This window comes from Chryseobacterium pennipullorum (assembly GCF_003384725.1).
GTDB lineage: Bacteria > Bacteroidota > Bacteroidia > Flavobacteriales > Weeksellaceae > Chryseobacterium > Chryseobacterium pennipullorum.
On record NZ_QNVV01000008.1, the window covers coordinates 83382 to 97189 of the forward strand.

Genomic DNA, 13808 nt, shown 5'->3' on the forward strand with positions numbered 1-13808 from the left:
TTGAAATTGAAGATGATTTCTTTTCAGTCGTGAATTTTATTTCAACAGAGACAGACAAAAATGTAGAAAATTCATCATCGGATCTACTGATACCATTGTACCTCTACTATATAAGAAAAGCCTTCAGAACAGTGATCTGAAGGCTTTTGTTTTTATGAAAAGATTCTTTATTTAATAGGTATTGTTCAATCCTCCATCCAAAGGAATACTTGCGCCAGTGAGATAAGAAGCATATTCTGAAGCCAGAAAGGACACAAGGTGACCGTATTCTTCGGGTTTCCCCAATCGTTTCATAGGAATTTTATGCTCTCTGCCTGCTTTGATCTCATCAGGAGATTTACCGCTCTGCTCTGCTTCATGCTGAATCAGATTCTGTATTCTTTCAGTATCAAAATATCCCGTAAGAATATTGTTAACGGTAATCTGATGGTGCGCTATTTCGTTGGACAGTGTTTTTGCCCAGGCAATGACCGCGGAACGGATAGAATTGGAAAGTGCGAGACTGCCGATAGGCTCTTTTACAGACAGGGATGAAACATTAATGATCCTGCCACTTCCCTGCTGTATCATATGAGGCAGAGCGAGCAAAGTGGTCTCACAAACTGTTTTAAAAAGCAGATCAAATGCCCTCTGATAGTCTTCAACATCTTTTTCCAGCGCAAGGCCAGGTTCCGGGCCATTGGTATTATTGACCAGAATATCGATGGAGTGATCTTTAAAAAAGGCAGCAATGATTTTTTTATAGTTGTCAAAATCTGAAAAGTCTGCGACAACATATTGATGTTTCTGATCAGGATGAATGAGAGGCAATAATGACACACTATTTTTTAGTTTTTCCTCATTCCGGGCCATCACCGTTACATTGGCCCCGCATTTTGCCAGCTCTGTGGCAATTCCGGCTCCGATTCCCTGGGTAGCGGCCCCTACCAGCGCATTTTTTGAAAAAAGTTGGATATTCATAGATCTCGTATTGATTACAGATTGATTGCTATCAAATGTAAGAAAAAAACCTCCAAAACAGGCTTGAAGGTTGTGGCTTTTTAGTTCAGAATGGTTTAACGGACCACCGTTGCCTCCAGTTCTACTGTCAGGGTTTCAAACAGCCCTGTTACTTGCAGCATCGTTACAGCCTGGGTGATCTGATGTTTTGCAATCCATTCCTGAAGAATCGGAAAATGAGGCCATAGTTCTTCTGTTGAGGTAGTATAAATATTCAGTCTCACAATTCCACTGCAATCATAGCCTGCCGTCCTGATGACTTCTTCCAGGTTGGCAATAGCCTGCTGCAATTGAGATTTCATATCTTTATCACTTGATGTCCCATCTGGATCGATCGCTGCCTGACCTGAACAATACAGGGTACTTTCTACATTTTTTACTTCTACGGCCTGGGCATAACTGCGCCCGTCCTGCCATGTCCACGGATTTACTGTTCTTTTTTCCATTGTCGCTGTTGATTTTTATTAAACATTTACTCTGCAAAGTTGCAGAATACCGACGGCAGATCTGTGTGACCGGAATCACAATTATGCAGTGAGCAAAATCACATTTTAAGGATAAAGACGGCTTAAAGTTTCCCTGGAAACGCCCAGATAGGCTGCAAGAAGAGACTTTGGAACTCTCTGCACCAGAGAAGGATATTTCGACAAAAGTTGTTCATATCTTTCTTTGATTCCCGTTGTCATGGTAGAAACAATACGCTGTTGTGCAGCGATATAGCCCAGATAGGCTTTTTCAAGAAAGAAATGTTCCAGTTTCGGCAATGCTGCACATAGTCTTCTGTAATCTTCCAGCTTAAGGCATAGAACTTCTGTATCTTCCACACATTCAAGCGACATTGTGGCTTTTTTCCCCAGGTAGTAGGCTGGAAAATCAGTTTCCCACCAGTCTTCCATCGCAAATCCTACGATATGTTCTTTCCCGGATTCATCGGTATACACCAGTTTCAGTAGCCCTTTCAACACAAAATAGTTGTACGCTACCGCCTCACCTTCCTGAATTAAAAACTGATGCTTTTTGTATTTCCTGTACGTGAAGCAGGATGCGATCAATTCAAATTCCTCTTCTTCCAGAGGAACCACTTTTCCGATATGGGTTCTTAGCTGCTCCAACATGCTCTATTCAAAATTATATGTTTGCTTTGAAGTAATGTTCTATAATGCATCTGTGTTTTTGCCAGAGGTTTACTTTATTGTTTCTATCGTGCTTCCGCACGTACGCATCTCGCTTCCATAGAAAGGATTTTTAATCTCCTGATCTTTGCTCAGCCAGTTTGACCCACCCTTAAACATGGGACAGCTCTGGTAATAAACGGGATAATCCAATGCTGCTGTTTTTACCAGTGTATGAATCATCACAGAGAGATCAGCAAATATTTTGCGCTGCTTATCAATATCTTTTTCCTGGGAAATATTCTGGGTCCTAAGCTTCATCAGCGAAACTTCTTTAGCGGTCATGATTCCGGTGATCAGTGAGTTTCTTTGAAGGTTGACCATCGCAGCCAGCAATTTTTCTGCCTCATCTGCCGCTTTTCCCTGATGAGTCTCTACAAAAGCCTCTTTCATCCCAAAATATAAATCGAAGATGGTTCTTAACTGGTTTTTATCTTTTGGAATATCAATCTTTGTCCTTGCTTTTTTTTCTTCTGGAGTAAGCTCCCTGGGCATTTCCAGCTGGCGGCTGTACCGGCAGCCTTCGGGCAATTGTCCGTAGGCCTTATTGGGTGCAAAGTATTCATCATTATCGAATCCTGCGTCTGCGATTCTTTTCAGTATTTCATTAGCTGTCGTTTTACTACGGTCATAGGCTATGGCAATGGTCTTTGATGAGGGATCAAACTGTACTTTTGCAATATCTTTCCGGTTTCCTGCCTGCTCTATCAAGCGTTTTGCCAGACTGCATTCACCTTTTACCCGGAAAGTTCCGGTCTGTTCATTTTTGATTTGTGCGCGAGTGGCTATGACCATCAAAAACCCCGATAACCATATACTTTTCTTCATATTTTAATTTTGAATATCATTTTTGTAACCTCCTTATTGCTAAGCAAATTTATTATACCATAAACGGATATTTTTCAGCCAACCCTTCCTGAATGGTATTCAGAGCTTTATAGAATGCTTTTCGTACAGACTCGGAGATCTCATCGTAATCCTCCAGGCAGGTATCCAGATCACTGATAAGATAAGCCATCTGAAGCCATTGTTCAAATGTAATGTTCATAGGTATTAGAGTTTCATCAGCATCGTGATCATAGAAAAAAACGGCCCCTTCCATGTTCAAAAACCAGCGGTCTCCCTGTCCGTTTCCGGCAAAGCACCAGTACTCCTTCAGCTGGAATTCTTTATTTTCGTTAACTGCTTCAGCCACGCTGTAAAGAAATGTTTCTGAAGAGATCTCCATCGTTTGAATAGAGGCCACCAGTTTTTTATATTTTTCAGGACAAGGAAAGTCAACCGTCACAGGGAAATTCCGGAAAGTTTTTATTTCCTTTAAAATGCTGGCTTCTATTGTTTCAACCGGCATGGGTTTAAAAGAAGTCATAGCAATGTTTATTCATGGTTATTATTTTCTATTTTCTGTCAATGCGATCAGTCACCGGAGAACAAATTTACAGGATATTGGTGATCGTTGTAATAGGGGAATTCAGGGATATTACAGTAAACGGATTAAAATTACTTCCTCGTGAGATATCGCTCCAACGTTAAAGACCCGTTTCCTTCACCAGTACATCAATATCTGTATAAAAAGAATCTTTACTGTAGTCTGCAAGTCCTTTATGATGCAGCCTGATTTTCCCTTTTTTATCCAGCACTACCGTCGTAGGTAGTGTACCATCATATAGCGTTTTCGGAACTGCGCTTGCAGGACGCAGAAAGGGAATGGTAAATCCTTTTTCTTCCATATATTTCTGACCCAGCACAGGATCATCATCAAGGTTAACGGTTATAAAAGCGACATCCGGATGACTCCTGTATTTTTCATAAAATTTCTGGATAGATGGAAATTCGGCACGGCACGGAGGGCACCATGAAGCCCAGAAGTTGATAAAAACCACTTTCCCTTTCAGATCATACAAATGAACCTTTGTACCTGAAGGGTCTTTTAAAGTAAAATCAGCATACGAAAATATGGCAGTGGCTTCGTCGTCTTTTATTTCTGACCTGGACATACCGGAGTTCAGTACACCTGTTGAGGCCACCTGTCTCATCAGCCATGCTTTGGCATCCGGGCTGACCAGTAATGTCACAAACACAATAACAAGGATCAGCGTTGACCAGTTGCTGCTGCTCCATTTTTTCACATTTTCCATAGGTTTCCGGCAATTCTTTAAGGCAATATAAGATAAATATTTGGATCAAATGCAGAGCCGGGCACGTTCATATCAAAAAAGGCCTTTAAATCTTCGGATTTAAAGGCCGCCACTACATCAGGTGATGCTTTTCCAAAGGTAAAGAATCCCCTCCATCCATCTTTAGCATAGTTAAATATAAATTTGTGTTTTATTTTACTTTCCAGCCATTTGACTGCTGCTGGAGATCCCACATTGTACGGTAGATTCCGTTTTTATGTAAAAGCTCTTTGTGATTTCCTCTTTCTGCAATTTCACCTTCTTTGAGAACGAGAATCTGTCCGGCGTTTTGTATGGTAGAAAGCTTATGAGCAATAACAATGACCGTTTTAGACCTTACCAGTTCCTGAATGGCGCGCTGGATGTGGATTTCATTTTCTGGATCAAGGCTGGCCGTTGCTTCATCCAGCAAAACAATGGGAGCATCTTTCAGCAGAGCCCTGGCAATACTGATCCGCTGTTTCTGGCCTCCTGAAAGCCTGTTTCCTCCCTCACCTACCCTGGTGTTGATCCCATCCGGCAATTCACTGATAAACTCCAGGCACTGCGCCTGTTCAACAGCACAATATATCGCTTTATCGGTAGCCCCGGGATTTCCGATCTTAATATTGTTATAGATGGTATCATCAAAAAGATATACTTCCTGGAAAACTTCACTGATCATGCTGTAAAAAGTATCCTGATTGATATTTCTGATATCAGTGCCGCCCACGGTAATGCTTCCCTCATCAACATCCCAAAATCTGGCAATCAGCGATGCAACCGTTGTTTTCCCCGATCCCGAATGTCCCACCAACGCAAGCATTGAATTTTCCGGAACGGTAAAATTAATATGCTGAAGAGTCCTCTTTTCCTGATAGCCGAAATTCACATCCCTGAACCTGATTTCATAATTCAGGGGAAGTTCATTCTTTTCGGTTTCCATAGTAGGTTCCTCCAGCACCCCTATGATCCGGTTCAGGCTTTCATTCATATATCTCAGGACCAGATAATCTACCATAACCACTTTTAGCGGATTGTAGAGGTTGTATCCCATAATCAGGAAGGTGATCAGCACCGGTACCGTGACCGACTGGTGAAGCAGGAAATACAGTCCCAGAGCTACCATTGAAATAAATCCTATTTCAAATACAATGGCTGCAGTCACAATAAAAGGTCCGGGTACTGCTTCCAGACGGATACATTCTCTCCGCAGCTTGTCGAACGCATCTTCCAGACTCTTATGCTTCTGCCCTGTTAATCCATAAGACTTGAGGTGGCGGATTCCCTGTACATATTCAAGAAACCTGGCTCCCACGGTATTGCGGGCAGCGATCTGCTTTCTTCCCAGACGGCTTACGAAATAATTGGCGATCCTTAAAAAAGGATAGATCAATGGTAAAGCCAGCAACAGGCAAAGGGCCAACCTCCAGTCATAGATGAGTAAGAATACGGATAACACAACCGTTCCAAAGGCTGCAGAAGCGAGGTTCCCGATACTGTGCCCGAATATTCCTTCGAAATTCGCCACATCCTGCAGGACCACCGATGCAATCTCCCCCGGATCTTTCTGTTTGAAGAATCCCAAAGAAAATTTCTGAATATGGTTTCCCAGCTTAATACGGAGTTTTGTGGAAAGGTCATAGACCAAAAGATTGGACCGCACCATAGAACGGGACGCTACAAAGAATTGCACCATGAGCATTACCGCCATCAATGCTACCACCGTCCATATTCTTCCCGTATCTGGTCTTTCTGAGAACAGTTCCCAAACCACAATCAGCAAAATCCCTGACGGCGCAGCAATGAAAAGGCTGTGTATGATTTCCATAAAAGCTACATTCCTGGTATCTTTTGGGTTAAAGGAGGTCACGTATTTCAGGTTCTTTATCATGCTAAGGTTCTTTTAAGCATTACATATTCTTTCAGCAGCTTCTTTCTGAAGAGGAAAAGCAATGAACTGAAAAATATCAGATATGCAATATTGAATATCGCTCCGCCAACCCACCCGGAATAAGGAAGCGGTAAAAAGCCTTTCAACGGAATAATAAGCAAGGTGAGGATAAACGGAGTCACTAAAGCCATCCACCTCGGAAGCAGGGTTTTATTTAAAAGAATGCATACCGCAAATGAAATCCAGCCGATCGCTAAAACACCTATGGCCGCACCCCATGCGATATTCAGCATTTTCATAAAACTTCTTCCTGTTTCCAGAAGATAGGGATGGGAAGCAGCATCTGTGTGATATACCGCTTTATAAATCTCACCCACATAAAAAAATCCTGCATGCCCCAAAGGAGACAGCACCGCTCCAGCCAGCAGCACCCAATATACAGAGACGGCATACCATTTTTGGGTGTCTTTAAAAAACTGATATACCAGCCATGTCGCAGGAAGCAGCAAAGGACCTGTAAGTGCCCCTATTAGCGCCCCGAACATCAGTCTGGAAGTAGATCCTTCGAGCATTAAAGTGGCAAATTCCAAATCAGCCTGCCCGGCGTATGTTTTTGAAAACAACGGATAATCAGCCGGATTGGGATCGAAACCGGCTACAAAAATATCGCCGATTAACCAACATACCGATACCATAATGGCCGCTGCAAAAGACCAGTTTATTTTTTTTGAATAGTTCATTTTCTAATAATTATGTGTCATAAATTCGGGTCCTGAATTTACCTTATACAGGACATCATTGAGCTGTATTTTATTGTGCTTAACTGTTTGCATTTTCCCGGTGTCTGTCCATGGCAGATTTATCTTCGGCCACCCCTGCTTTCCAATAGGAATAAGCATACAGCTCTTCCTGTTTCCAGTGTTTTTCTTTTCTTAGGTAGCTCCTGATCTCTTTTACTGTAGAAAATTCTGCAGCCACGTAACCTGAGCGTGATTCTTCAGGCAGCTGCTGCTGATGTACCGCTTCAGCCAGTTTACTGCCCCGTTGGGGGCGTTTATTGTGAAGCCATATAAAATTGATATCTGCAGCCGTTTCCAGATCCTGTTCATCTTCCTTACCATGAACCTCAATGATGCAGGTACCACGGGCGGTATCCGGAAGATCTTCCAGAATGGCAGCCAATACCGGAATTCCTGTTGCGTCGGCCACCAAAAGATAATTTTCCGCTTTGCCATAAAGTTCAGTTTTTCCATCTTTCATCATGACTCCCAGCACATCGCCTTGTTTGCAGTTTATTGCCCATGCCGACGCAGGACCTTCATCACCGTGTGCCACAAAATCAATCCATATTTCATTGTTTTCAAGATCAATGCCTCTGTGGGTATAGGTTCTTATGCTTGGACGGATGTCTTCGGACTGGGGTTTCCATGCCATTTTATCATAATCGAATTCAGGAAAGTGAATGGTATTGATTTCTTTAGGCGGAATCAGGATCTTATTATTTACTCCCACTGTGGTATTCGCTATTAAAGGCACATCATCGCCTGTCAGAAAAATTCTTATATAATGCGGAGTTATGTATTCTTTTCTGCTGACACTGAGTGCAGCCTGGATGGTTTTAAAATTTTTCATACTTAAGTTATTATCGGGGAATTCCCCTGTTATCATTTTTTCTTCGCATAGGAGTGATGACGGATCCCATGACAGTCTTCATTATCGTTATATGACAAATTCTTTAGCACGGACATGAGCGTTCCACATTCTCTGATACATTTCACTTTCTTCGAGAAGTTCTTCATGGGTACCTTCGCCAATAAGACTTCCTTTGTCAAAGAGCAAAATTTTATCAGCATCGGTAATGGTACTCAACCTATGGGCAATAACCAGCACGGTTTTATCCTTAATGAGGCGGCTGAATGCCTGCTGGATCTTATACTCATTTTCAGGATCTGCGAATGCAGTAGCTTCGTCCAGAATAAGGATCGGTGCGTTTTTAAGAATGGCTCTTGCAAGCTGAAAGCGCTGCTGCTCTCCTCCGCTCAGATGTACTCCCGACTGTCCAAATAAGGTATTGTAACCGTTGGAAAGATTCATGATAACCTCATGGATCTGGGCAGCTTTTGCAGCTTCCTCCACTTCTTCCCGGGTTTTATCCATCCCCATTCTTATATTTTCATACATGCTTTGCTGGAACATAAAACTGTCCTGGAATACAAAGGAAACCATTTCCATCAGCTGTTCCTGAGGGAAGTCCATAATGTTCACACCCCCTATTTTAACCGTTCCTCTACTGGCATCCCAGAAGCGGGCTAAAAGCTGTCCTACCGTACTTTTACCTGCTCCTGAAGGGCCTACCAGCGCTGTAATGGATTTTTCTCTGATGACAAAGTCAACATTATCCAGTACAAGGTTATTCTCATCATACGCAAAGCTCACATTTTCAAATGCTATGCTCAGGTTTTCCGGCTGATGATCTTCATGGTTTTCTTTTAAATATTGATGATACAAAAGCGCATCAATCTGCTCTACTCCCCGGTTGATCACTGAAATCTGGATTCCCATATTACTCAGCACAAAGAGAGGTTTGATGTAGCCTGTTCCCAGGATCAGGAACAATAATAAAGTGGCCAGCGTTACCCCATTCCTAAAGTACAAATACAACCCCAACGCCAATACCGGAAGCATGGCATTGCTGATAAAGCTCATGAATACTGCAAAAGCGGGTGTACTCGACTTTACCCAGTCATTGACAAAGCCATTGAATCTCTTCACTGTATTTCCATATTTGTCAAATGTTTCTGCAGACTGTCCGAAGATTTTCATCACCGGCATAGCCCTGACATATTCTACAATACCGGCATTCATATCTTCCAATGACTGATGATAGTTTTTCATTAGTACTTTTGATTTTTTGCCACCAAACATCACGGGGATCCAGATTCCGAGAATAATCAACGGAACAAAACTGATCAGCGCGAGTCTCCAATCCTGAGAAAAAAGGAAAGCAATTGTCACCACAGGCAGCGCGACCCCTTTTACAAAATCGGGGATCTGGTGGGCTATGAAGTTTTCAATTCTTTCCACATCATCAGACAGTATTTTTTTCAGCGCTCCTGAGTTTCTGTTGTTGAGATAGCCCATAGGCAACCTTCCGACTTTGTCTACAATGAACCGTCTGAGCTCAAACAGAATATTGTATGCCGCTATATGAGAGAGAATTCCTGAAAAGAAGAATACCACCATACTTGCCACCGCGGCAATCACAGCATATATAATATAGCGCTTTGCCAGACTGAAATCCACTGTTTCCAGCGTCAGTTCCCGGATGATGTAAAATACCAGAATATAAGGGACCAGGCTCAGCAGTGCATGGATTACCGCCAGAAAAGCGGAAAGGAATAGCATCATCTTTCTTCGTCCTGCGATTTCCAGCAGCCGGGCAATTCCATTTTTTCTTTTCTTGGATTCTTTCATAAAAAACAACTTAGTTATTAAGAATGATTCTAAATAATCATTACCTTTGTGCAAAAGTAGCACAGACAGTCAGCAGTTTGGGTATGTGAGACGGAATAAAAAGTCCGCAAAAAGGAAATTCTAACGAAAGGAAATGACATGACATTACGATTATACGATGAAAGCTTTGGAAAAATACTGATGGAAAGAAGTTATCCCGATACCTATTATGTAAGTGACGGGGACATACAGGAATGTGTCACCCGGCTTGTTCCGCCTTATGGGGACGGGTTTTATCATGAGATCTGTTTCGGGAATGTGCATATAAGCTTTGGAAATATCTCATTAACCAACAGGCTCCAGCTGTATTTTGAAAGTGACTTCGATACGGTAGAGATGCATTTTGCCCTTAAAGGAAAAAGTAAAGCCACTTCCGGTAATTTTCAGAAAACCGTAGCGTTTGACAGCTATCAGCACAACATTATTTATGCTCATAAAATGCAGGGCAAAATGGAGTTTGACGGACCGGATATGCATGTCCTGGAAATCAATCTGGCTCCGGACTTCTTTAAAAAATTTCTTCCTGACCATTCCGGGTTATTTGAAACATTCAGAAATGCTATAGAAAAGCAGAGCTCATCTCTTATTCATCCTGAGCACAACCGCATCAGCCTCGAAATGTACGGGATCCTGAATGACATCATGCACTGCGACAGAAAAGGGACTTTCAAACGGATCTACCTGGAAGCAAAAGTCACCGAGCTGCTTCTGCTGCAACTGGAACAGCTTTTCGATGATGGGGCCTCAGCATCCTCTCTTGCTAAGAAAGATGAAGAAAAGATCTACGCTGTCAGGGATTTTATCCTCAGCAATCTCAATGCTGAACGTTCATTGAATGATCTTGCCCATCAGGTTGGAACCAATGAATTTACCTTAAAGAAAGGATTTAAGGAGCTTTTTGGAACTACGGTTTTTGGATTCTGGAATGATACCAAAATGGAGCTGGCGAAAAAAATGCTTCTTGACAGTGACCTGAATATCAGTGAAATTTCAGATCTTGTTGGATATAAGAATCCACGCCATTTTTCATCAGCATTCAAAAGAAAATACAATATATTGCCCAGCAAAATCGGAAAATAAGTTCATAAGGATATGGATGCCGCTTCATCAAAGATATTGTCATTGTGTAGCTCTCCTACCCAAAATGGTCTGTACCAGCCTTTGTATTGAGTATACCTAAGTATGCTATTCAGAAATTGAAAAGAGACCGTATTTTTATAACTTTAAGACTATGTTATTTTAAATTGTAAGCAAAGGAGCCAGTATATGATGTTGTAGTTATCCATCTTATTTTTTCTTTCATGCAATATTTTACGCTTTAGCTTGTTTTAGTATTGGCCCGGAAGAAGAAACCGGGTTTTAAAATAAGTCATCATGAAAACGAAAAAAACATCCCTGAGCCTACTTGTTTCCCTGACCCCATACTCACTCAGTCCTTTCTATGGGCTTCCGACTTATGTTTTGAATTAAAATGAAAAAAAATGCGCATAAAAAAGGATAATAATTTATTCTATTACTATTTTACATAAACAAGCAAATAAAATCAATATACAATGCATAATATTATTTTTTATGTAATCATTTCAGATTATTTTTACTTCCTGTTTTTCCAGAAAAGTCATTTTTAACGGATTTACTTCATAACTAAAGCTTTAGATGTAACTAATCTCCTTTCTATTCAACTAATCCAACAAACTGTAACCTATATTAGAAAGCTCTACTACTGTAAAAAATAAACTAATGCAAACATCTTTTTTAAAAATTGCTGCTGCTTCAGCGGCGCTCTGTCTCAGCAGTTGGGCAATAGCGCAGCAAAAGTATCAGGTAAGCGGAACGGTCAAGGACCAGAAAAACGGCGAGCTTCTGATTGGAGTCAGTGTAAAAGTTGCTGAGGATCCTTCTATTCATGTAGTCGCAAATGAATATGGTTTCTACTCCCTGTCATTACCCGAAGGAAATTATACGGTAGTCATTTCTTATCCCGGATATAAGGATTTTGAACAACAGATCACTGTTGATCAGAATATTAAGCTGGACCTTCCCCTTAGCCAACAGGAGCCGATGGCCAACACCATTGATGAGGTAGTGATCACGGGAATCAGAAAGGACAAAAATCTGACTTCTGCCCAAATGGGTACGGAAACCCTGAGCATCAAAAATATAGAAAAGCTCCCGGTTCTTTTCGGAGAAAAGGATGTGATGAAAACCATCCAGCTCCTGCCGGGTATTAAAAGCAGCGGCGAAGGAAGCAGCGGGTTCAGTGTGAGAGGAGGTGCCACGGATCAGAACCTTATTCTGTTGGATGAAGCACCTGTATACAATGCTTCCCATTTACTGGGATTCTTCAGTACCTTCAACAGTGATGCGCTTAAAGATGCGAGTATCATCAAAGGAAACAGCCCTGCACAGTACGGGGGCCGCCTTTCTTCTGTTTTGGATGTCAAAATGAAAGACGGAAACAACAAAGATTATAATATCAATGGAGGAATCGGACTGATCAGCAGCAGACTGAGTGTAGAAGGACCAATTCAGAAAGAAAAATCATCATTCATTGTATCCGGGAGAAGGACCTACGCTGATTTATTTCTTAAAACGTCTAATGATTTTAAAGACAATAAACTGTACTTTTATGATCTGAACCTGAAAGCTAATTATCAGATCAATGAAAACAACCGCCTTTACCTGTCAGGATATTTCGGAAGAGATGTACTGGGACTGGGAAACACGTTTTCTACAGACTGGGGGAACACGACAGCTACCTTGAGATGGAACAGCATTATCAACAGTAAGCTCTTCTCCAATACCTCATTTATATACAGCAATTACGATTATAAAGTAAGCCTGAAAAGCAATGACAATAATTTCGGATTAAATTCCAAAATACAGGACTGGAATCTGAAACAGGATTTCACATGGTTTGCAGGCAACAAGCATTCGGTTCGCTTCGGACTTCAGTCTATTTATCACACCATCACCCCAAGCAGTGCTTCCGGGACCAGCGTAAGCAGCTTTCCCCGAAATCCTAGGAAATCCTGGGAAAATGCACTCTACATCAATGATGACTTTAAGGCAACTGAAAAACTGACCATTAATTACGGCGCCAGGCTTTCGATGTTCAGTGTTTTAGGCGGTGATACTTTTAATACCTATGAAAACGGAGTCCTTACCGACAGCAGATTTCTGGAGAAGGGGCAGTTTGGTAAGACCTATGTCAACATAGAACCGAGAATTACGGCCAATTACAGAATCAATGAAGTAAGCAGCATCAAGGGTGGGTATTCCCGCAATACTCAGAACCTTCACCTCTTAAGCAATTCCAGCAGCGGAAATCCTACCGACCAATGGATTGGAAGCAGCTACACGGTAAAACCCGAGATCGCAGACCAGATCAGTATGGGATACAGCAGAAACTTCAACAACAACAATTACGAGCTGAATGCTGAAATTTATTACAAATCGATGCAGAACCAGATCGATTTCAAAAACGGTGCGCAGATCACCTTCGATACGGCAGCCGATGTGGAAAGTGAACTGTTGTTTGGTAAAGGAAGGGCTTATGGACTGGAACTGATCGCCAAAAAGAAAAGCGGAAAACTTACAGGATGGATCTCGTATACTTTATCTAAAACAGAGAGAAAAATAAACGGAATCAATGATAACGAATGGTATAATGCCAGAATGGACAAAACACATGACCTGTCCGTTGTAGCGACGTATCAGCTGAATCCAAAATGGTCTTTATCAGGACTATTCGTTTACAGCACAGGAAATGCAGTGACCTTCCCGACCGGGAAATATGAACTGAACGGCCAAACGGTTTTCCAGTACAGCAACAGAAATGCAGACAGAATGCCGGCTTACCACAGAATGGATTTGAGCGCGACATACGAGCCATCTTCCAATAAGCGTTTCCGGGGATCATGGACTTTTGGAATCTATAATCTCTATGGACGTGAAAATGCTTACACCATCACCTTCGAAGACAATCCGAACAATCCGGGAACCACCCGTGCCATGCAGACCTCACTATTCCGCTGGGTTCCTAACATCACTTACAATTTCAAATTTTAAATC

The 13808-nt window shown here is 41.8% G+C and carries 12 protein-coding genes; 2 read left to right on the forward strand and 10 right to left on the reverse strand.

Annotated elements, in window-relative coordinates; all coding sequences use genetic code 11:
• Positions 1-171 precede the first annotated feature (171 nt).
• The 10 genes from DRF67_RS10570 to DRF67_RS10620 form a co-directional block, all read right to left on the reverse strand.
• The gene (locus DRF67_RS10570; RefSeq protein WP_115928272.1) at positions 172-960 is read right to left on the reverse strand and encodes an SDR family oxidoreductase; all 789 of its coding nucleotides are present in this window, start codon (positions 958-960) and stop codon (positions 172-174) included.
• Between the two features lie 95 nt (positions 961-1055).
• Positions 1056-1445, reverse strand: a complete 390-nt coding sequence (locus DRF67_RS10575) for a RidA family protein (RefSeq protein ID WP_115928273.1) — start codon at positions 1443-1445, stop codon at positions 1056-1058.
• A 105-nt stretch (positions 1446-1550) separates the two neighbouring features.
• Complete coding sequence (locus DRF67_RS10580; protein ID WP_115928274.1) at positions 1551-2114, reverse strand: Crp/Fnr family transcriptional regulator; 564 nt, start codon at positions 2112-2114, stop codon at positions 1551-1553.
• Positions 2115-2183: 69 nt separating this feature from the next.
• Complete coding sequence (locus DRF67_RS10585) at positions 2184-2999, reverse strand: DUF3347 domain-containing protein (RefSeq protein WP_115928275.1); 816 nt, start codon at positions 2997-2999, stop codon at positions 2184-2186.
• Between the two features lie 52 nt (positions 3000-3051).
• The gene (locus DRF67_RS10590; protein ID WP_123912725.1) at positions 3052-3540 is read right to left on the reverse strand and encodes a hypothetical protein; all 489 of its coding nucleotides are present in this window, start codon (positions 3538-3540) and stop codon (positions 3052-3054) included.
• A 160-nt stretch (positions 3541-3700) separates the two neighbouring features.
• Positions 3701-4309 (reverse strand): TlpA family protein disulfide reductase, encoded by a 609-nt coding sequence (locus DRF67_RS10595; RefSeq protein ID WP_115928277.1) that lies wholly within the window; start codon positions 4307-4309, stop codon positions 3701-3703.
• Between the two features lie 190 nt (positions 4310-4499).
• A complete protein-coding gene (locus DRF67_RS10605; RefSeq protein ID WP_115928279.1) occupies positions 4500-6221 on the reverse strand; it encodes an ABC transporter ATP-binding protein in 1722 nt (573 codons plus the stop codon).
• Entirely contained in the window at positions 6218-6961 is a 744-nt protein-coding gene (locus DRF67_RS10610) for a DUF6796 family protein (RefSeq protein ID WP_115928280.1), read from the reverse strand. The genes DRF67_RS10605 and DRF67_RS10610 overlap by 4 nt, the downstream gene beginning before the upstream one ends.
• Positions 6962-7040: 79 nt before the next feature.
• Entirely contained in the window at positions 7041-7853 is an 813-nt protein-coding gene (locus DRF67_RS10615) for a siderophore-interacting protein (protein ID WP_165851779.1), read from the reverse strand.
• Positions 7854-7940: 87 nt separating this feature from the next.
• Positions 7941-9695 (reverse strand): ABC transporter ATP-binding protein, encoded by a 1755-nt coding sequence (locus DRF67_RS10620; RefSeq protein ID WP_228435782.1) that lies wholly within the window; start codon positions 9693-9695, stop codon positions 7941-7943.
• A gap of 138 nt (positions 9696-9833) precedes the next feature.
• Between DRF67_RS10620 and DRF67_RS10625 the strand changes: the two genes are divergently transcribed.
• Both DRF67_RS10625 and DRF67_RS10630 read left to right on the forward strand, forming a co-directional pair.
• Positions 9834-10814 (forward strand): helix-turn-helix domain-containing protein, encoded by a 981-nt coding sequence (locus DRF67_RS10625; protein ID WP_115928282.1) that lies wholly within the window; start codon positions 9834-9836, stop codon positions 10812-10814.
• Positions 10815-11474: 660 nt separating this feature from the next.
• The gene (locus tag DRF67_RS10630; RefSeq protein WP_115928283.1) at positions 11475-13805 is read left to right on the forward strand and encodes a TonB-dependent receptor; all 2331 of its coding nucleotides are present in this window, start codon (positions 11475-11477) and stop codon (positions 13803-13805) included.
• Positions 13806-13808 lie beyond the last annotated feature (3 nt).

Bases quoted from the DNA above. Each gene is read 5' to 3' on its own strand.
- DRF67_RS10570 (WP_115928272.1), bottom strand. From the start codon at position 960: ATGAATATCCAACTTTTTTCAAAAAATGCGCTGGTAGGGGCCGCTACC.
- DRF67_RS10575 (WP_115928273.1), bottom strand. From the start codon at position 1,445: ATGGAAAAAAGAACAGTAAATCCGTGGACATGGCAGGACGGGCGCAGT.
- DRF67_RS10580 (WP_115928274.1), bottom strand. From the start codon at position 2,114: ATGTTGGAGCAGCTAAGAACCCATATCGGAAAAGTGGTTCCTCTGGAA.
- DRF67_RS10585 (WP_115928275.1), bottom strand. From the start codon at position 2,999: ATGAAGAAAAGTATATGGTTATCGGGGTTTTTGATGGTCATAGCCACT.
- DRF67_RS10590 (WP_123912725.1), bottom strand. From the start codon at position 3,540: ATGACTTCTTTTAAACCCATGCCGGTTGAAACAATAGAAGCCAGCATT.
- DRF67_RS10595 (WP_115928277.1), bottom strand. From the start codon at position 4,309: ATGGAAAATGTGAAAAAATGGAGCAGCAGCAACTGGTCAACGCTGATC.
- DRF67_RS10605 (WP_115928279.1), bottom strand. From the start codon at position 6,221: ATGATAAAGAACCTGAAATACGTGACCTCCTTTAACCCAAAAGATACC.
- DRF67_RS10610 (WP_115928280.1), bottom strand. From the start codon at position 6,961: ATGAACTATTCAAAAAAAATAAACTGGTCTTTTGCAGCGGCCATTATG.
- DRF67_RS10615 (WP_165851779.1), bottom strand. From the start codon at position 7,853: ATGAAAAATTTTAAAACCATCCAGGCTGCACTCAGTGTCAGCAGAAAA.
- DRF67_RS10620 (WP_228435782.1), bottom strand. From the start codon at position 9,695: ATGAAAGAATCCAAGAAAAGAAAAAATGGAATTGCCCGGCTGCTGGAA.
- DRF67_RS10625 (WP_115928282.1), top strand. From the start codon at position 9,834: ATGACATTACGATTATACGATGAAAGCTTTGGAAAAATACTGATGGAA.
- DRF67_RS10630 (WP_115928283.1), top strand. From the start codon at position 11,475: ATGCAAACATCTTTTTTAAAAATTGCTGCTGCTTCAGCGGCGCTCTGT.